Origin of the sequence: Achromobacter animicus (genome assembly GCF_040775605.1) — a bacterium.
Taxonomy (GTDB): Bacteria; Pseudomonadota; Gammaproteobacteria; order Burkholderiales; family Burkholderiaceae_B; genus Achromobacter; species Achromobacter animicus.
Genome location: NZ_JAYGJK010000001.1, coordinates 2550985 through 2568107 on the forward strand (window position 1 = coordinate 2550985; position 17123 = coordinate 2568107).

Annotated in this window: 18 protein-coding genes; 2 read left to right on the forward strand and 16 right to left on the reverse strand. The window is 67.0% G+C overall.

Going from position 1 to position 17123, the window contains the following annotated elements:
* Positions 1 to 31 precede the first annotated feature (31 nt).
* The 6 genes from AB3147_RS11460 to fliF all read right to left on the reverse strand — a co-directional run bounded on the left by AB3147_RS11460 (position 32) and on the right by fliF (position 6813).
* Entirely contained in the window at positions 32 to 1417 is a 1386-nt protein-coding gene (locus tag AB3147_RS11460) for a flagellar hook-length control protein FliK (RefSeq protein WP_367351976.1), read from the reverse strand.
* 24 nt (positions 1418 to 1441) lie between these two features.
* Positions 1442 to 1894, reverse strand: a complete 453-nt coding sequence (gene fliJ, locus AB3147_RS11465) for a flagellar export protein FliJ (RefSeq protein ID WP_175126259.1) — start codon at positions 1892 to 1894, stop codon at positions 1442 to 1444.
* Positions 1887 to 3314 (reverse strand): flagellar protein export ATPase FliI, encoded by a 1428-nt coding sequence (gene fliI, locus AB3147_RS11470; protein WP_056318674.1) that lies wholly within the window; start codon positions 3312 to 3314, stop codon positions 1887 to 1889. The genes fliJ and fliI overlap by 8 nt, the downstream gene beginning before the upstream one ends.
* 86 nt (positions 3315 to 3400) lie before the next feature.
* Positions 3401 to 4144, reverse strand: coding sequence for a flagellar assembly protein FliH (fliH, locus tag AB3147_RS11475; RefSeq protein ID WP_175126258.1), 744 nt, complete (start codon positions 4142 to 4144; stop codon positions 3401 to 3403).
* The gene (gene fliG, locus AB3147_RS11480) at positions 4137 to 5147 is read right to left on the reverse strand and encodes a flagellar motor switch protein FliG (RefSeq protein WP_175126257.1); all 1011 of its coding nucleotides are present in this window, start codon (positions 5145 to 5147) and stop codon (positions 4137 to 4139) included. The genes fliH and fliG overlap by 8 nt, the downstream gene beginning before the upstream one ends.
* Positions 5137 to 6813: a flagellar basal-body MS-ring/collar protein FliF gene (fliF, locus tag AB3147_RS11485; RefSeq protein ID WP_175126256.1), complete on the reverse strand. Its 1677-nt coding sequence runs from the start codon at positions 6811 to 6813 to the stop codon at positions 5137 to 5139. The genes fliG and fliF overlap by 11 nt, the downstream gene beginning before the upstream one ends.
* Before the next feature lie 331 nt (positions 6814 to 7144).
* On the opposite strand from fliF, the gene fliE reads away from it, so the two are divergent.
* Positions 7145 to 7477 (forward strand): flagellar hook-basal body complex protein FliE, encoded by a 333-nt coding sequence (fliE, locus tag AB3147_RS11490; RefSeq protein ID WP_175126255.1) that lies wholly within the window; start codon positions 7145 to 7147, stop codon positions 7475 to 7477.
* Positions 7478 to 7566: 89 nt separating this feature from the next.
* Here fliE and AB3147_RS11495 read toward each other — a convergent pair whose 3' ends face one another.
* The 7 genes from AB3147_RS11495 to AB3147_RS11525 all read right to left on the reverse strand — a co-directional run bounded on the left by AB3147_RS11495 (position 7567) and on the right by AB3147_RS11525 (position 12828).
* A complete protein-coding gene (locus AB3147_RS11495; protein WP_175139215.1) occupies positions 7567 to 8370 on the reverse strand; it encodes a flagellar brake protein in 804 nt (267 codons plus the stop codon).
* A 14-nt stretch (positions 8371 to 8384) separates the two neighbouring features.
* The gene (locus AB3147_RS11500; protein WP_175126254.1) at positions 8385 to 8711 is read right to left on the reverse strand and encodes an EscU/YscU/HrcU family type III secretion system export apparatus switch protein; all 327 of its coding nucleotides are present in this window, start codon (positions 8709 to 8711) and stop codon (positions 8385 to 8387) included.
* Positions 8711 to 10078 carry a flagellar hook-length control protein FliK gene (gene fliK / locus AB3147_RS11505; RefSeq protein WP_239213578.1) on the reverse strand — a complete coding sequence of 456 codons (1368 nt, stop codon included), beginning with the start codon at positions 10076 to 10078 and terminating at the stop codon, positions 8711 to 8713. Before fliK ends, AB3147_RS11500 begins: the two co-directional genes overlap by 1 nt.
* Positions 10075 to 10425, reverse strand: a complete 351-nt coding sequence (locus tag AB3147_RS11510; RefSeq protein WP_175121949.1) for a flagellar protein FliT — start codon at positions 10423 to 10425, stop codon at positions 10075 to 10077. The genes fliK and AB3147_RS11510 overlap by 4 nt, the downstream gene beginning before the upstream one ends.
* A gap of 47 nt (positions 10426 to 10472) precedes the next feature.
* Complete coding sequence (gene fliS, locus AB3147_RS11515; protein ID WP_175186102.1) at positions 10473 to 10901, reverse strand: flagellar export chaperone FliS; 429 nt, start codon at positions 10899 to 10901, stop codon at positions 10473 to 10475.
* Between the two features lie 20 nt (positions 10902 to 10921).
* A complete protein-coding gene (fliD, locus tag AB3147_RS11520) occupies positions 10922 to 12307 on the reverse strand; it encodes a flagellar filament capping protein FliD (RefSeq protein WP_239213579.1) in 1386 nt (461 codons plus the stop codon).
* Between the two features lie 143 nt (positions 12308 to 12450).
* Positions 12451 to 12828, reverse strand: coding sequence for a flagellar protein FlaG (locus AB3147_RS11525; RefSeq protein WP_175121946.1), 378 nt, complete (start codon positions 12826 to 12828; stop codon positions 12451 to 12453).
* Between the two features lie 139 nt (positions 12829 to 12967).
* On the opposite strand from AB3147_RS11525, the gene AB3147_RS11530 reads away from it, so the two are divergent.
* Positions 12968 to 13705, forward strand: a complete 738-nt coding sequence (locus AB3147_RS11530) for an IclR family transcriptional regulator (RefSeq protein ID WP_175121945.1) — start codon at positions 12968 to 12970, stop codon at positions 13703 to 13705.
* Between the two features lie 21 nt (positions 13706 to 13726).
* On the opposite strand, the gene AB3147_RS11535 is transcribed toward AB3147_RS11530, so the two are convergent.
* The 3 genes from AB3147_RS11535 to AB3147_RS11545 are packed head-to-tail and all read right to left on the reverse strand — an operon-like array spanning position 13727 to position 17092.
* Positions 13727 to 14893 carry an acyl-CoA dehydrogenase family protein gene (locus AB3147_RS11535; RefSeq protein ID WP_367351977.1) on the reverse strand — a complete coding sequence of 389 codons (1167 nt, stop codon included), beginning with the start codon at positions 14891 to 14893 and terminating at the stop codon, positions 13727 to 13729.
* On the reverse strand, positions 14883 to 16124 hold the full coding sequence (locus tag AB3147_RS11540; RefSeq protein ID WP_367351978.1) for a CaiB/BaiF CoA transferase family protein: 1242 nt from the start codon (positions 16122 to 16124) through the stop codon (positions 14883 to 14885). Before AB3147_RS11540 ends, AB3147_RS11535 begins: the two co-directional genes overlap by 11 nt.
* Positions 16121 to 17092 carry a Bug family tripartite tricarboxylate transporter substrate binding protein gene (locus tag AB3147_RS11545; protein WP_191578080.1) on the reverse strand — a complete coding sequence of 324 codons (972 nt, stop codon included), beginning with the start codon at positions 17090 to 17092 and terminating at the stop codon, positions 16121 to 16123. Before AB3147_RS11545 ends, AB3147_RS11540 begins: the two co-directional genes overlap by 4 nt.
* Positions 17093 to 17123 lie beyond the last annotated feature (31 nt).

Sequence of the window (17123 nt, forward strand, 5' to 3'; positions counted from 1 at the left end):
CATCCGTTGCCGGACACGGGCCGCCGGATCATTACGCGAACGTGTCGACCAATGCGTTGGCGTTGCGCGACGCCGTCACTGCGGGCTGCGCGGCATCTGCCCCGCTGTCCGCCACGGCGACGCCGCCGCCTTGCTGACGCTGCGAGCCATTGCCGTTCTGTTGCGCGAATTCCTGCTGCGCGGCTTGTTCACCGACGCTGGTCTGGCCCAGCGAGATGCCGGCCTGGGCAAGCGCCTGCTGCAACTGCGGAATGGCGACTTCGATCGCCTGGCGTACCGACGCATGCGCCGACACGAACGAGGCGCTAGCCACGCCGTCCGCCAGGTTCAGGCTGACGCGCAGCGGACCGAGGTCCGGCGGATCCAGCCGCAGTTCGGCGGTCTGCATGCCCTGGCGCACGTTGTTGCTCATCATGACCATCTGCTGGCCAAGTTCGGTGCCCCAGTGCGTGGCGCCGACCGGCGTGGCCACTTGCATGACGACGGGAACGATGGGCTGCGCGATGGCGGCCTGGTTGACGACCGGCAGCGCCTGGCGTTGCGTGGCGGCGGCCAGCGCGTGGGCCAGCGCTTCCTGCGGATTGGCGCCATGCTGCGGCGCCTGGAATTGCGGGGCCGAGCCGGCAAGCAGGTCGGGCTGCTCTTCGTCGGCAACATGGGCGGGCAGCGCCGGAGCGGCGTCCTTTTGGTCGGCAGGCACGTCGCGCGCGACGCGCGGCAGCGGCAGGTCCAGGGCGGCCTTCGGGGCGTCGGCCTCGACCGTTGCCTTGGCGTCGACGGGCGCCTGAGCAACCGGCGCGGAGCCCGGCTTGACGGCGGCAGTGACGACCGGCAGCGCGGCTTCGGCTTCGCGAGCGATCTGCGCGGCGGCGGCCTGCGCCTGACCGGCGGTCGCGGCTGCCGGTGTCTGCTGAGCGGCCTGCGGCGCCAGCGTGTCGGCGGCGTTCAGCGCGGCCGTCAGCACGGCGGCGCCCTGATTCATGGCGCTGGCGGTGGCAGCCGCATTGCCGCGCGCGAGCTGCACCTGCTCGGCGGCCTGGGCCGCAATCTCCAATGCCTGTTGCGGCAGGTCAGAGGCGGCCACCGGCTGTTGTGCGGCGACGGCGAGCGCGCCGGCTTCGGCCTGGGCGGCGGTCTGCACCGCATCATTGATGGCGCCGGCGGCTGCGCCTTCGGCCGTGCTGGCCGGATCGCTGGCTTTGCCGTCCTTGAACGGCGTCTTGCTGTTGCCGTTCGCGGGCCGTGCGTCGGCGGACTGGTTGGGCTGCTGCTGCGCCGGACGCTTTTGCGCCAGCACGTCCGAAAACGAGGGGCCTTTATCTTTCTTGTCCGCGGCAGCCGGTTTGGCGCCGAGCGCGTCGTTGGGCGACGTCGGGGCGGCCGGTGCGAGCAAGGTCAAGGGCAGGGGAGCGGTCATCTGGGGCTTCCTGTGAGGAACTGCTTAATGCATGCCGCTGGCCTGGCGCTGGACCAGGCGGGCGGAGTATTCGTCGTTGGCGCGCTGTTCGCGGCGCGATTCCACGAGGGCCTGGGCGCGCTGCTCGCGCTGCGCCAGGGCATCGTAGGAGTTGAGCTTGCGCTTTTCCTGCTGCCAGTAGAGCTGGCCCTTGGACAGGTTTTCCTCGGCCTGGCGCAGCACGCCTTGCTGCTGGCCGATCGCGTCGTCCAGCGTGCCGATGAAGCGCTGATAGTTGTGGCAGTCGCTGGCCGCCATGCCGCTCGTCATCGCCGTCTGAAGGCGCTCGAGGTAGTCCTGGCGGTAGTCGTGCAGCATGGAAAGCTGGCGCTGCGCATTGCTGCGTTCGGCGGTCAACCGGCCCAGCAGGCGCGCGGCTTCGTCCGTGCTCTCCTTGGCCAGGTTGATCAGCATGTCCAGAGGCAGTTGGCTAGGCATAGGTGTCCCGTGATTCGAAACTGGCTCGCAATTGATTGACGGCGTCTTCGTAGCCGACGTTCTCGCCGATGTCCTGCTGCAGGAAGGCTTCCAGGCGCGGGTAGCGCGCGATGGCGTCGTCCAGTTGCGGGTCGTTGCCGGCGGCGTAAGCGCCGACGGCGATGAGGTCGCGATTGCGCTGGTAGCGCGACAGGCTTTGCTTGAAGCGGCGCACGATCGAGAACTGCTGCGGCGTGATGAGCGAAGTCATTGCCCGCGAGATCGACGCTTCGATGTCGATGGCGGGGTAGTGGCCCGATTCGGCCAGGTGCCGCGACAGCACGACGTGACCGTCCAGAATGGCGCGCGCCGAGTCGGCGATCGGGTCCTGCTGGTCGTCGCCTTCGGCCAGCACGGTATAGAACGCCGTGATGGACCCGGCCTTGCCGGACGGACCGGGCGCGCCCATGCCCGCGCGTTCCACCAGCGTGGGCAGCTTGGCAAACACCGACGGCGGATAGCCCTTGGTGGCGGGCGGTTCGCCGATGGCCAGCGCGATTTCCCGTTGCGCCATTGCGTAGCGGGTCAGCGAGTCCATGATCAGCAGCACGTCCAGGCCCTGGTCACGGAAATGCTCGGCCAGGCGCGTCGCATAGGCGGCGCCCTGCAGGCGCAGCAGCGCCGACACGTCGGCTGGTGCTGCCACCACGACCGAGCGCGCCAGGCCTTCGGGACCCAGGTTGTGCTCGATGAATTCCTTGACTTCGCGGCCCCGCTCGCCGATCAGTCCGACGACGATGACGTCGGCCTTGGTGTAGCGGGCCATCATGCCCAGCAGCACCGATTTACCCACGCCGGACCCTGCGAACAGACCCATGCGCTGGCCGCGGCCGACGGTCAGCAGACCGTTGATGGCGCGCACGCCGGTGTCCAGCACCGTATCGATGGGCGCGCGCGACAGCGGGTTGATCGGTTGGGCGGACAGGGGGGCAAGTTCGGCGCCCGTCAGCGGACCCAGTCCGTCCAGCGGGCGGCCGGCGCCATCCAGCACGCGGCCAAGCAGCGCGTTGCCGACGGGCAGGTGGCGGCCAAGCTGGGGCTTGGCGTTGCCGTTCAGTTCGGCCTTGCGCGGCAGCGGAATCTGGCGCTGCACGGGCGGTTCGCCGGGCACGACGCGCGCGCCGGGCGGCAGGCCGGAAATATCGGCCTGCGGCATCAGGTACAGCGTGTGGCCGTCAAAGCCCACGACTTCGGCGTCGGCCCAATGGTCGTGGCCGCGCGCGATCTCGATGCGGGCGGCGGCGCCGACGGGCAGGCGCAGGCCGGTGGCGTGCAGCACCAGGCCCGTGGCCCGCGTGATCTTGCCGCTGACCAGCCAAGGATCGGTGGACGCCGCGCGGATCGAGCCGATCTCAAGCTGCGTCTGCCAGCGGTCGAGCACGGGCGCGGTCGGCTTGGCCGCCGCGGAAGCGGTTGCGGCGCCCGCGAGGGGCGCCTGGCCGGATTGCTCGGAGGCCGGATTGCCGTTCACACCGGCTCCTCCCAGGTTGCGTTGCGGCCGAGCGAGGCGGCCACGCGGCGCCAGCGGGTCTGCAGGGTGGCGTCGATGTCGCCGAAAGGCGTCTCGGCGCGGCAGCCGCCGCGCAGGATGGATTCATCGGCCAGCACGCGCCAATGGCCTTCTTTCAGTTCGTCGGCCAGGTGCAGGCGGATCAGTTCGATATCTTCCGGATTGGCCCACAGGCGCATTTGGCCGCCGGCCGTCGGATTGATGTGCAGAACGTCGCGAACCGCGTTCACCACTGTCTCTGGCTGTTCCGCGAGGGTGGTGCGGACCACTTGCTGGGCGATGTCCAGGGCCAGCGTCAAGAGGCTCTGGCCCATCTTTTCTTCCAGCGCGCCAATCGACACCGCGCAGGCTTCGACCAGCGTGTGCAGGCGTTGCGCTTCGGCGGCGCCCTGTTCGCGGCCTTGGGCCAGGCCTTCCGCATGACCGGCTTCGCGGCCGGCGGCAAGGCCGGCCTCGTAGCCCGCCTGCTGGCCGGCTTCCATGCCCGCGGCGTGACCGCGCGCCAAGCCTTCCTCGTGACCTTCCGCGATGGCCTGGGCGCGCAACTGCGCCATCACCACGGCGGGATCGGGACCCGGATCGGGTTCGGGCTCGGGTTCGACTTCGACGGGCGCCGGCTCGTCGAACGACAGCATCTGCCAGCGACGCCAGGCGGCGCTGCGCGAGATGAGCGTCGCCGCGCCGTTGTCCGCTTCAGACATACGCGTCGTCTCCGGAATTGCCCAGCACGATCTGGCCGCTTTCCGCCAGGCGGCGCGCGATCTGCAGAATCTTCTTCTGTTCGGTCTCGACCTTCGACATGCGGATCGGGCCCTGGGCTTCCAGGTCCTCGCGCAGCATTTCGGCCGCACGGCTGGACATGTTGCGCAGGAACTTGGCGCGCAGCTCTTCCTGGGCGCCCTTGAGCGCGACCATGAGCGTGTCGTTGTCGATTTCCTTGAGGATGAGCTGGATGGCGCGGTCCTCGACGTCGAGCAGGTTGTCGAAGACGAACATCTCGTCGATGATCTTCTGCGCCAGGTCGTTGTCGCGTTCGCGCAGGCTGGCGACCACGGTCTCTTCCTGCGTCGAGTTCATCATGTTCAGGATCTCGGCCGCGGTGCGCACGCCGCCCATCTTGCTGCGCTTGGCGCCCTGGCCGGCCAGCACGGAATTCAGCACTTCGGTCAGCTCGGACAGCGCCGCCGGCTGCACGCCGCCGAACGTGGCGATACGCAGCATCACGTCGTTGCGCAGGCGGTCGGTCAGCAGGGCCAGCACGCCGGCCGCGCGGTCGCGCTCCAGGTGAACCAGGATGGTCGCGATGATCTGCGGGTGCTCGTCGCCGATCAGTTCGGCCACGGTGTTCGGATCCAGCCAGTTCAGCGCATCGATGCCGCTGCCGCCGTCGCCGGCTTCCAGAATGTCTTCGATCAGGCCGGCGGCGCGATCGCTGCCCAGCGCCTTGGTCAGCACGCTGCGGATGTAGTCGTCCGAGCCCAGCGTCACGGCCATGAACTGGTCGGCTTCCAGGCGGAACTCCTCCAGCACGACGGCGACGTCGTTGCGCGTGACCTGTTTCAGGCTGGCCATCGCGGCGCCGACCTGCTGGACTTCTCGGGCGCTCAGGTACTTGAACACTTCAGCCGCGGCGTCTTCGCCCAGCGACATCATCAGGACGGCGCTGCGCGTCATGCCGTCCATCGGCAGGGAATCATTTTTCATCTTTGGTCATCCAGGTGCGCAGGACCATCGCGACAGCGCGCGGATCCTTGTTGGCCATGGTGCGTGCGCGCTCAAGGTTGTCCTGATAGCGGTCGGTTTCCTTGGCGCGGGCCAGGTCCTGCGCTTCGCGGGCGGCTTCGGCGCGCTCGGCTTCGGCCTGCTCCGGATCCACCGGCGGGTACAGGTACTCGGTGACCGAGCGGCGAATCTTGCGGTACAGCCACAGGGCCAGGACGCCACCGACCAGCCAGAGCAGGATCGTCTTGAACAGCGAGATCATTTCCGGATCGCGCCACATCGGCAGCGGCGGCGGGCCGTCGTTGAACTGGCTGTTGACCAGGTTGAGCGAGTCGCCGCGGCCTTCGGAATAGCCCATGGCTTCGCGCACCAGGTTGGTCAGCTTGTTCAGTTCCTCGGGCGGAAGGGCCTGCAGTTCGCCGTCCTTGTCGCGCACGTAGTTCACGACCACGGCCACCGACATGCGCTTGAGGTTGCCCGTCGGCTGCTTGATGTGGCTGATGGTGCGGTCGACTTCGTAGTTCGTCGTCGCGTCGCGGCGTTCGTTCAGGTTGGCGGCGGCAGCCTGGGTGCCGGTCTGCTGCTGTTGTTGTTGCTGCTGCTGCGCGTTGGCCTGGGGCGGCTGGCCGGGACGCGGCGGCTGTTGCTGCGGCGGATTGGCGATGGGCGCCTGCGCGTTGGCGGGGGCCTGGTTCGACAGCGCGCCGGGCACGCCCTGAGCGGGGCCGACGCCGCGCTGCGTGGAATCGCTGGTCTGCTGGCTGCGCACGGCGGCCTGGCCAGGTTCCTGGTTGGGACGATAAACCTCGGACGTTTCCTCGCGGCGCGAGAAGTCGACGTCCGCCGTGGCCTGGGCGTGCACGTTGCCGGGGCCGACCAGGGGATTCAGGATGGTGAGGATGCGTTCGACGGTACGCTGCTCGATCTCGCGCACGAAGCGAAGCTGATCGGCGTCCATGCCGCGGCCTTCACCCAGCGGGGAGGACAGCAGGCGGCCGTTCTGGTCGACGATGGACACGCTTTCGGCGGTCAGTTCCGGCACGCTGGAAGCCACCAGCCACGAGATCGCGGAGACCTGGGCGTCGCTCAGGCTGCGGCCCGGGTACAGGTTCAGCAGCACGGAGGCGGTGGGCGCCTGGCGCTCGCGCACGAACAGCGACTGGCGCGGCATGGCCAGGTGGACGCGGGCGTGCTGCACGGTGTGCATGGCTTCGATCGAACGGGCCAGCTCGCCCTCCAGACCGCGCTGGTAGTTGATCTGTTCGGCAAACTGGCTGGCGCCGAAGCGGGCGTTGTCCATCAGCTCGAAGCCGACGGAACCGCCGCGCGGCAGGCCTTGCGACGCAAGCTGCAGCCGGGCGTCATAGACGCGGTCGGCCGGCACGAGCAGCGCGGTGCCGTTTTCGTTGTAGCGGTAGGGCACGTTCATCGAGCCCAGGGCGGTCACGATGGCGCCGCCATCGCGGTCGTCCAGGTTCGAGAACAGCACCTTGTATTTCGGTTCGCTGCTCCACATGGCCACGGCGACGATCACCGCGACGAGGGCTGCGGCGGCGCCGATCAGGACGGGCTTGGGAAGCGCACGGACCCGTTCCAGCACGGGGAACTTGGCCAGAAGCGACGAGCTCAGGGTAGCCTGCTGATTCATTGACGGCTCCCGCTGGCTTCGCGGAGCAGGGAAAATGACTTCATGTCTGGGTAGGGCCGATTACACATGCAACGTGCTTCTGGTCTGGGGAGAGCGTGGATTATTGCCCCTGAGACAGCAATCCCAATCGATGAAAACAGCCGTTTTTTGGCGTTACTTAAGCCCTATGTCGATGACGAGGCGCAAAGCGGGGCCGTATCCCCGGCAAGGGGTGTCCGCATTCGTTGAAATGTCGGGTTTTTTGGCGGTTCTTGTCGGCTATGGACCGGTCCGATCGGAGTTACGCTGCGTGTGCACTTTGGCGTAATCCCCCACCAGCAAGGAATAGGTAATGGCTGTATCAGGCTTGTCCGGCATCGAAGGCATGCTCCAGCAGATGCGCGCGGTCGTGAGCAAGGCGGAGACCGGTAATCTGGGCGCCGGCGACGCCGTGGCGCAACCCGACGGGTTTGCCGCGGAACTGCAGCGCTCCATCCGTCGCGTGACCGCCGCGCAGAACGCGGCCAGCAATCAGGCCAAGGCCTTCGAGCTGGGCGCTCCCGATATTTCCTTGAACGACGTCATGATCGACTTGCAGAAGGCAAGCCTTGGCTTCCAGACGGCGGTCCAGGTGCGCAACAAGCTGGTGGCGGCCTACAAGGAAATCTCGTCGATGGCCGTGTAAGGCCCACGACTTGTACAAAGGCCTTCCCGCGGGAAGGCCTTTTGCGTTTCAGTCGCGTCCTTGGGGTTGCGCCTTCCGGCAGCCCGCCGTCAGTTGCGCTGCGCGCCTTTCTCCAGGCGCCACACCACCTGCTGCAGCCAGTTCTCCTGGCGCGCGTTCAGGTTCATGAACAGTGCGCCCACATGGCTGACCGGCGGCTCGCCCGTCAGCGACACGTGCTTGGGCGCCTCGCCGTCGCTGCTGCCTTCGGCCGAGGCCATCGGCTGCCCCGATACCGGATAGATGTTGCGCACTTCCAGGTCGGCGCTCAGTTTGCCGAGTTCGCCGAAATCCAGCTCAACGTCTTCCATCACCGCGCCGCGCTCGGGCAGCTCGCCCACCGCCAGACCCACGCGCAAGCCCACGCCGTCCACCGAGATGTCGCGCACGGTAAAGCCCACGGGCTTGTCCGCGGGCGCCGGTTGCCACGTGGCCAGACAGCGGCTGGCGCTGGAGATCATCGAGGCGCGGAACATCTTGCGGCGCTGGATGCGGGCAAGACGATCGGGAAAGGGCGACATCAGCGCCGCGCTGCCGTCATCGAAATGGATGACTTCCGGGCGCTGGATGCGGAAGCGGATCTGCACGCCGCCATAGGCGGTGGCATTGAAGTGGAAGGTCGTGCCGCTGAGCAGACCCATGCTGTCGGACTGTTCAAAGTCCGCGCCGTCGTAGTCGCGCGGCCGCCAGAAGAACTGGCGGGTCTGCTTGTCGGCGCCCAGGATCAGCACGGCGATCTCCCGGTCCGCGGCGTCGCGCACCAGGATGTGGCTGTCGGGGTGCGTCAGCTCGAAGAGCGCTGAGCGCATGTCTTCCGGCCGGGTCAGCAGGAATTCCGGATCGGCGGCATCCAACACGGTGATCGTCCTTAGGTAGAGATTTCGGGCCGCGCGGCCTGGGGGATGTCGCGCGATTCCAGGCGGTACAGCCAGGCGAGCAATTCTGCCACCGCGACATAGAGTTGGGGAGGAATATGTGCATCCAGGTCGACCTGCATGAGCAGACCCACCAGTTCGCGCGATTCGTGCACGTACAGCCCGTTTTCCTCGGCCGCCCGGACAATCGTGTCCGCCAACTGGCCGTAGCCCTTGGCGACCACGCGCGGCGCGCCGTCGCTTTCGTCGTACGAGATGGCGACCGCCGCGTTACGGTTGGCGTTCGGGCCGGCGTCCGCGGGGGAGGGAGGGGTGTTCATCAGAAATCGTTGGGGATGACGAGACGGGGTTCAACCACGTTCACGGTCAGATTGCTCAGGGTCAGCCCGGCGGCCAACAGGCGCGAGCGTAGCATGTCCGACGAATCGTTGATCTCGGCCGCGCTGTGCGGCGCAATCAGCTGCAGCACGATCTGGTCTCCGGCCAGGTTCAGGCGGGCGTCGACCAGGCCCAGGCGCGGCAGGTCCAGCTTCACGCGCGTGGCCCAGGTCGGCACGGCCGATTCGCGGTCCTCGCCGTAGGGGTCGCGCTCGACTTCCCACTCCATCGGGGTGCCGGGCCAGGCTTCGCCTTGCCAGTTCAAAGTCTGGTTGGCCAGCACGTCCAGTTGCTGGCGCACCAGCACGGTCAGATCCTGATGGATGCCGGTGATCGGCGCGCCGGGCGTGGATGATGAAGACGACGTTCCCGAGGCCGAGGGCGCATCTGCACCGGCGCCGGAGCGGCTGGCGCCGGCGGCTTCGCCGCGGCTGCGTGCCTGGGTGCTGGCGTGCGCGGCGGTGTCGCGCGACATCCTGGCCTGGGGTTCGTTTTCCAGTGTGGCCGGGTTCTTGCGACCGAAGACCATGTCGGTCAGGTGCGATTCGTAAAAGAGCCCGCTGGTCTGCAGGGCAGTGCGCAACGCCTGGCCCAGCGCGCGGGCGGACGGGCCGCCTGCGGCCAGCGAGGCATGCGTTGCGGCTTCGGCCCCTTTCGCGCCACCGGCCTGGCCCGCCGGGTGCCCGGCGCCCGGCTTGGCGTTGGCGGCGTCGGCGGCTGCGGTGGCCGACGGCGCGGCGGCAGGGGCGCCAGCCGGCAGGGTGGTCGAAGCCGGAAGCGGGGTGGTCGTCGCCGCGGCGGGCTGGCCGGGCTGACCTGCCTGCGCGGGCTGACCCGATTGGGCCGCAGCGGGTTGTCCGCCGGGGGCCGCACCGCCCGCCTGCTGTCCGCCCTGCGCGTCGGCGCTCCACAGCGGCGCGCGCCCTTGCACGGCCGGGGCCGCTTCGGGGTACTGCGCGAGCAGGGCAAGGATGGTGCGGGCGGTCGTGCCCAACGTGGTCGGCGCCGAGGCCGTCGTGTCGCTGCTGGTGACCAGGCCGCGGGCGGCCAGCGCCAGCGCGGCAGCGGTTTTGGGGTCGACAACAGTATTCTGGCGGTCGCCTCGGGCGCCGCCAGTCTGTATGCCTTGCCGGGTATCGCGCGCGGAGCCGTCCGACGGCCCGGCCTTCTCCGGGCTGCCAGGCTGGCTGACCGCGTCCGGCCGCGCGCCGGAAATCTGGTTGGCGTTCGCGGCGGACATCGTCGTGCCCAGCACGGCGTCCAACCGCTGCACCAGGACGTTGCCAAGCGCGGCGGGACCGATGCTCATTGGTCAGACGCCTGGTTGCCGTAGGCCGACAGCAGGGTCTGCTGGCGCTTCATGCGTCCCAGCAGTTCGCCCAGCCGCGCCAACTGGGGCAGCGCCAGATCACGCGTCATGGCATCGTTTTCAAGAATGCGCACAAGCAGGTCGTATTTCATGCTGCGGCCGGCCTCGTCCAGCGGACTGGACGGCTCGGCATGCCGCAGGCGTTCGACCTGTTCACAGTAGAGCTGACCGTGCACAAGCGCGGTGTCCCAGTCGCCGGCCTGGGCGGCCGTCAACATCTCGCCCGTTGATTGGGCGATCTCCTGATACTGTTCCAGGATGGCGGAGTACTGGGTGAGCGACGTCATAGAAATCTCGGGCGAGCGATGGCTGGCAATAGTCGTTGTGGGGGCCATCAAAGCGTTGCGTCCGGGGCAGGCCGATCGATGGAGGTCTGCCAGGCGTCGGAAAGGTCCGCCAGCAGGCGGTCTGCGATGTCGAGCTGCTCGACGTCCGCTTTAAGGTTTGCCATGAGCAGCGTGCGGACGATGTAGTCGTACAACCGGCTCAGGTTGGCGGCGATGTCGCCGCCGGCTTCCATGTTCAGGCCCATCTTCAGGCCCTCGTCGACGATCTTGATTGCCTTGGTGATAGCTGTCCCGCGTTCGGCGACGCGACCTTCCTGCATGTGCAGGCGCGCTTGTCCGATTGCCGCGCGCGCACCCTGGTAAAGCAGGGTGATCAGCCTTTCCGGCGTGGCGCTCATCACTTGGGTCTCCAGGCCGATATCGGCGTAGGAGCGGACAGAGTATGAGCCTGTGGGGCGGCGCGCGGCGTACGTCATTTAATGCATCTTCTCGGTTATCACTTCGACGACTTGTTCATGGCCGCGAATTGCTGCGTCAGATAGTTGGCCGTGACCGATTGCTGCGCAACGAATTTGTCCAATTGGACGAACTGGGCGCGCATCAGCTCAAGCTGGGCTTCACCGGCTGCCTTGGCGCGCGTGTACTGGTCTTTCACGGTGGCGATCGATTTGGCCAGGCCGTCGGTCTTGGTCTTGATCGAACCGGTGTCGCTCAGGATGTCCTTCGTGGCCTTTTCGAAATTGGCGGCCAGTCCGTTCGTGCCGGTCAGCAAGCGCGAGACGTCGGCGCCGTTCGTGGACAGTGCCTTGTCCAGCTTGGTCTGGTCCAGCGTGAGCTGGCGCGTCTGCGGGTTGGTCGTGATGCCCAGGTCGGCCAGCGAGCGCAGGGAGCCTTCGCCCGACAGCACCTGCAGCGCACCCGCCAGGGACGACTGGATGGCGCGCGTCGTGCCGTCGCCGGTCAGCGGCTGATTGGTGGCGGCGGCGGCGTCGAAGGCCGTCAGGTTCTTGATCGTCGTCTGCAGCGTGTTGTAGGCGGTGACGAAGCTCTGGATGGCTTTGCTGGCCACCGAGGGGTCGCTTTCCAGCTTCAGCTTGATCGGCTTGCCGTCTTCCGTCTTCGAGGACAGGTTGAGCGTGACGCCGTCGATGGCGGTCGAAATGTTGTTCGTGCCACTCTTGATCGTGATGCCGTTGATGTCGATTTCAGCGTCGACGGCGGCCGTGGCCGTCATCTTGCTGTTGGCGGCGTCGGTGCTGCTATAGGACAGGACGTCCTTGAGCGACTGGTCGCCCGTCACCGTGATGGACTTGACCGAGGCCTGAACGCCCGTGTTCTTGGCGGTCATCATCAGGTAGCTCTTGCCGTCGCCGTCGGTGATGACGGTGGCGCGCACGCCCAGCGTGTCGTCGGCGTTGACTGCCTTGACGATGCCGTTCAGCGAGGTGTCGCCCTTCAGGTCGACGGTCTTCTTGGTGCCGTCGGCCAGTTCGATTTCAAACGAACCCGTGGCGCCGTTGGACGCCTTGCGGTCCGCAACCGCACCCGATTGCAGGGTCTGGGAAGTGGCAACGTTCTTCACGTTGATCGTGTACTCGCCGGCCACGGCGCCTTCGGCAGCCACGGTCGCGGTGAGGGCGTCGCCGCCGGTCACGCTGCCTTTCACGGCGCCCAGCGTCTCGGGCTTGCCGAGCGCGGCGGCAGCCTTCTGCACGGCTTCCACGGCGCTCTTGAGCTGGCCGAACGCCGTAACGCGGGTCTCGAAGCTGGTCTGCCGTACGGTGTACTGCTGCAGCCTCTTTTCCTCGGCGGCTTCCAGCTTCGAGAGGATGTCCTCGAGGGGCAAGCCTGAATTCGAACCGAGGTTGGTAATGGTGGCCATGTGAAATTCCTTCCTAGCGATGCAATTCTGACAAAAATGTGATCCCGGCTATTGGCCGGGTAAAGGCATAAGGCGGGCCTAATTCGGCGGTTCTCTCACCGGGCCGCGCGTCAATCTTGGCGAACGGTGTTTTAAGTGCCGGATCAGGCCGACGTCTTGATACCGTTCCCTTGCATGTTCACGATCATCTTGGCGATCTTCAGCACCGCTTCGCTGGGGATGGTGCGCAGGACGTCTCCCGACTCCGCATCGATCACCGACACCACCACCTGGTGCACGTTCGGGTCGATTTCGAACTGAAGCTGGGTCGACCAGGCCTTCATCTGTTCGTTGATCTCATCCAGCGCCTTATCCAGGGGCATTTTTTGCGAATTCGCCTGGTCGGACGTGGCGCCGCCGGAGGCGCTGCTGTCGGTGGTCGCGGGCGCCGGCGTGGCGGTGGCAGCAGGGTCGGGCGTGGCGATAACGGTCGAAACCGGTAACGACGCGAACGCTGCGGGGGCTAACGGGGTTACGGCCATGATCACTCCAACGGCGAGGGGGGCGTCTCGGAGAACGCGCTGTTTTCAGGAAATTCTCAGTTACCATAACGGCACCCTCGCAGGGAACTTTAGCCTTGCGCAAATGGATGGTTCACGTGCTAAGAGTCTGGATCGGGCAATGAGTGTCAAGACGGCGTTGCGAGTTATCGAAATCATCGAAACCTTCGCCCGCGAGAAACGCGCGCTGCCCTTGTCGGAATTGGCCCGGTTGCTCGATGTGCCCGTGTCCAGCTGCCTGGCGCTGATCCGCACGCTGACCAGCCTGGGCTACCTCTATGAAACGGGCCGCCGCCAGGGCTATTACCCGACAGGCCGGCTGCTCGCCATGGCCCAGCGCATCGCCCGGGCCGATCCAGTTCTGGATCGCGTCTATCCCAGTCTTGTCGAATTAAGGGACGCTACCCGGGAAACCGTGGTCTTTGCCAAGCTGTCGCCGGACGGGCGCGTTGTTTACCTCGATGTTCTGGATTCGCCGCATACGATCCGATACGCGCCCGTTGCAGGCGAGTTCAAGGATGTTCACGCAAATTCGCTGGGAAAGGCGCTGCTGTCGCTGCTGGACGAACCGGCCCGTGACGCCTTGCTGGCGGACATTCCCATGACCCGCTACAACGACCGGACGCTCGTCACCCGCGAGGCGCTGCTGGCGGACCTGGACGCCGCGCGGCAGCGGGGATGGTTCATGAACAGCGGCGAGTCCATTGCCGACGTGGGCGCGATTGCCTGGCCGGTCACGCTGTCCGGCGAACACTACGCCATTTCGGTGGGCGGCCCGATCTACCGGATCGAGCCAGAACAGGAAACCTACGCCCGCATCCTGCGGGCGGCCTGCACGGGACTGGAGCAGCAGGCCTGACCCGCGCCTGCCGCCGTCCGCTCAATACGACTTGGGCAGCCCCAGCACCTTTTCCGCGATGAAGCACATGATGAGCTGCGGGCTGACCGGCGCGATGCGCGGGATGAAGCTTTCGCGCAGCAGCCGCTCCACGTGGTACTCCTTGGCATACCCCATCCCGCCCAGCGTCATCACTGCCGTCTGGCAGGCGTTGTAGCCGGCCTCGGCCGCCAGGTACTTTGCCGAATTGGCGGCGGGGCCGCACGGCTTGCCCGCGTCGTACAGGCTGGCTGCCTTGAACACCATCAGGTCTGCGGCCTCAAGCTGCATCCAGGCCTGGGCGAGCGGATGCTGGATGCCCTGGTTCTTGCCGATGGGGCGGCCGAACACGGTGCGTTCGCCAGCGTACTTGACCGCCCGGTCCAGCGCGGCGCGCCCGATCCCCACCGCTTCGGCGGCGATCAGGATGCGCTCGGGGTTCAGGCCGTGCAGGATGTATTCAAAGCCACGGCCTTCCTCGCCGATGCGGTCGGCGACCGGAATCCGCAGGCCGTCGATGAACAGCATGTTCGAATCCACGGCCTTGCGGCCCATCTTCTCGATCTCCCGCACCTCGATCTTTTCGCGGTCCAGGTCGGTGTAGAAGAGCGACAGGCCCTGCGTGGGCTTTTCCACCTGGGACAGCGGGGTGGTGCGCGCCAGCAGCAGCATCTTGCTGGCCACCTGCGCGGTCGAAATCCAGATCTTGCGGCCATGCACGATGTATTCGTCGCCCTGGCGCACGGCGCGGGTGCTCAGCTTGGTCGTGTCCAGCCCCGCGTCCGGCTCGGTGACCGCAAAGCAGGCTTTTTCCCGGCCGGCGATCAGCGGTTCAAGCCAGCGGCCGCGCTGCTCGTCGGTGCCAAACACCACCACCGGATTCAGCCCGAAGATGTTCATGTGGACGGCCGAGGCGCCCGTGAAGCCGGCGCCTGACGCCGCGATGGTCTGCATCATCAGCGCAGCTTCGGTCATGCCCAGGCCCGCGCCGCCGTATTCCTGCGGCATGGCGATGCCCAGCCAGCCGTCGCGCGCCAGGTCGGCGTGCAGCGGTTCCGGAAAGCCGCCTTCGCGGTCGCGTTCCAGCCAGTATTCGTCGGGATAGCGTTCGCAGATGCGGGATACGGCGTCGCGCAACGCCAGCTGTTCCGGGGTGAATTCAAAGTCCATCGTTGTTTCCGTCCTGGGTAATGCCACGGGCAAGCATGGCGTCGATCTGTTCCTGTCTGTAGCCCGCTTCGGCCAGCACCTCGCGGCTGTGCTCGCCCAGCCGCGGGGCGGGGCGGCGTATCGAGGTCGGCGTGCCGGCGTACCGGCCGAGCGTCCCGGTGGTGCGGATGCGGCCTTCCGAGGGGTGGTCCATTTCCTGGATGAAACCGGTCGCGGTCAGGTGCTCGTCCTGGATCAGGCCGTCGATGGTGTAGAGCTGCGAGGCTGGAATATCGGCGCGCGCCAGCTCGCGCAGCCAGTCGTCGCTGGGGCGGGTGGCGATCACCTCTGCCACGAAGGCATAGACCTCGCTGATGTGCGCGGCGCGGGCGCCATGGGTGCTGAAACGCGGGTCCTGCGACAGCTCCGGCCGCCCGATCAGTTCAAAGAAATTGCGCCAGTGCTTGTCGTTGTAGATCAGCAGGCAGATGTAGCCGTCAGACGTGGCGTACGGCCGGCGATGCGGCGCCAAGAGGCGCGCGTAACCGGTGGGTCCCATCGGCGGCTCGAAGGTCGATCCGCCCAGGTGGTCGCCCAGCACCATGTGCGCCATGCCCTCGAACATGGGGATCTCCACCGGCTGTCCGCGGCCCAGCGTCCGGGCGCTCAGCACCGCGGACACCAGCGCAATGCCGACGTGCAGGCCGACGGCCCGGTCCGCCAGCGTCAGTGGCGCGTAGCGCGGGACGTCGCCGCTTTGCTGCGCGGACAGCGCGGCAATGCCGGTCTGCCCCTGGATCAGGTCGTCGTAGGCGGGGCGGCCGGCATAGGGGCCAGCCTCGCCGAACCCATAGGCGCCCACGTAGACGATGCGCGGATTGCGCGCCGTAACCGCTTCGTACGACAGGCCCAGCCGCGCCATCGCTTGCGGGCGAATGTTGTAGAGGAGGGCGTCGCAGCTTTCGGCCAGTTTCAGGCAGGCTTCCAGGCCTTCGGGCGTCTTCAAGTCCAGCACGATCGAGCGCTTGTTGCGGTTCAGGTGCAGGTAGAGATGCCCCATGCCGGGGTTGCGCATGGGGCCGACGGCCCGCATGTTGTCCCCCGCCGGCGACTCCACCTTGATGACGTCCGCGCCCAGGTCCGCCAGGACCTGGGTTGCGTACGGCCCCATCACCACCGAGCTCAGATCCAGGATGCGCACGCCGGCCAGCGGCCCGGCAACCGGCGTTTCAGGCAGGGGCTGGTCGATCATTGCTGCTCGATCCCCGCGTCACGGATCAGCTTGCCCCACAGGTCGCGCTGTTCGCCAACAAACTGCGCGAAGGCTTCGGGCGTGCTCGAGAAGGCGTCAAACCCCAGTCCCGCCAGGCGCTTTTTCACGTCGGGCTTTGCCACGATCTGGTTGATGGCCGCATTCAGCTTGGCCACGATCTCGGGCGGCATGCCTGCAGGGCCGAAGTAGCCGTTCCAGGAGTTCAGGTCGAAGTCCGGCACGCCCGCTTCGGCCATCGAAGGCAGGTCGGGCACGATGGCGCTGCGCTCGGCGGTGGAGACGGCCAGCGCGCGCAGCTGGCCTGATTGCACGAAGGGCAGGCCAGAGGTCAGGTCCGTGAACATGAAGTCCACCTGTCCGCCGACCACGTCGGTCAGGCTCTGCGGCGTGCCTTTATAAGGCACGTGCAGGATGTCGATCTTGGCGCGGTTGGCCAGCGTGGCGCCCGCGACGATGCCGGTGCTGTTGCCGCTGGCGTAGGTGATTCGGCCAGGATTCTTCTTGGCGTCGGCCACCAGGTCGCCCACCGTCTTCCAGGGGCGCTTGGGATTCACGACCAGGATGAAGGGCAGGTTGCCGCCGCGCGCAATCGGGGTGAAGTCCTTGACCGGGTCATACGGCACGTTCTTCATCAGCCAGGGGGCGGCCGAATGGGAGGTGTTGGTGGTGACGAAAAGCGTATAGCCGTCCGGTTTGGCGCGGGCCACGTAGTTGGCCGCGATCGTCGCATTGGCGCCCGGCTTGTTCTCCACCACGACCTGCTGACCCAGCAGGGTCGACAACTCGGCGCCGAAGATCCGTCCTACGGCGTCCGTGCCCGATCCGGCGGGGAAGGGCACGACCAGGGTGATGGGTTTGTTGGGGTAATCGGCGGCATGGGCGGGGCCAGCCGCCATCAAGGCGGCGCCGCTGACCAGCGCGGCGCCCAGCAGGCGTAGGGATTGCATGGGTGTGTCTCCTGTATTTATGTAATGAGGC

Excerpts from the sequence above, each read along its gene's own strand:
- fliG (WP_175126257.1), bottom strand. The coding sequence starts at position 5,147 with ATGAAAAATGATTCCCTGCCGATGGACGGCATGACGCGCAGCGCCGTC.
- AB3147_RS11525 (WP_175121946.1), bottom strand. The coding sequence starts at position 12,828 with ATGGCCGTAACCCCGTTAGCCCCCGCAGCGTTCGCGTCGTTACCGGTT.
- fliD (WP_239213579.1), bottom strand. The coding sequence starts at position 12,307 with ATGGCCACCATTACCAACCTCGGTTCGAATTCAGGCTTGCCCCTCGAG.
- fliE (WP_175126255.1), top strand. The coding sequence starts at position 7,145 with ATGGCTGTATCAGGCTTGTCCGGCATCGAAGGCATGCTCCAGCAGATG.
- AB3147_RS11510 (WP_175121949.1), bottom strand. The coding sequence starts at position 10,425 with ATGACGTCGCTCACCCAGTACTCCGCCATCCTGGAACAGTATCAGGAG.
- AB3147_RS11540 (WP_367351978.1), bottom strand. The coding sequence starts at position 16,124 with ATGATCGACCAGCCCCTGCCTGAAACGCCGGTTGCCGGGCCGCTGGCC.
- AB3147_RS11530 (WP_175121945.1), top strand. The coding sequence starts at position 12,968 with ATGAGTGTCAAGACGGCGTTGCGAGTTATCGAAATCATCGAAACCTTC.
- fliK (WP_239213578.1), bottom strand. The coding sequence starts at position 10,078 with ATGAGCATCGGTCCCGCCGCGCTTGGCAACGTCCTGGTGCAGCGGTTG.
- AB3147_RS11460 (WP_367351976.1), bottom strand. The coding sequence starts at position 1,417 with ATGACCGCTCCCCTGCCCTTGACCTTGCTCGCACCGGCCGCCCCGACG.
- AB3147_RS11535 (WP_367351977.1), bottom strand. The coding sequence starts at position 14,893 with ATGGACTTTGAATTCACCCCGGAACAGCTGGCGTTGCGCGACGCCGTA.
- AB3147_RS11500 (WP_175126254.1), bottom strand. The coding sequence starts at position 8,711 with ATGAACACCCCTCCCTCCCCCGCGGACGCCGGCCCGAACGCCAACCGT.
- AB3147_RS11545 (WP_191578080.1), bottom strand. The coding sequence starts at position 17,092 with ATGCAATCCCTACGCCTGCTGGGCGCCGCGCTGGTCAGCGGCGCCGCC.
- fliF (WP_175126256.1), bottom strand. The coding sequence starts at position 6,813 with ATGAATCAGCAGGCTACCCTGAGCTCGTCGCTTCTGGCCAAGTTCCCC.
- fliS (WP_175186102.1), bottom strand. The coding sequence starts at position 10,901 with ATGACGTACGCCGCGCGCCGCCCCACAGGCTCATACTCTGTCCGCTCC.
- fliH (WP_175126258.1), bottom strand. The coding sequence starts at position 4,144 with ATGTCTGAAGCGGACAACGGCGCGGCGACGCTCATCTCGCGCAGCGCC.
- fliJ (WP_175126259.1), bottom strand. The coding sequence starts at position 1,894 with ATGCCTAGCCAACTGCCTCTGGACATGCTGATCAACCTGGCCAAGGAG.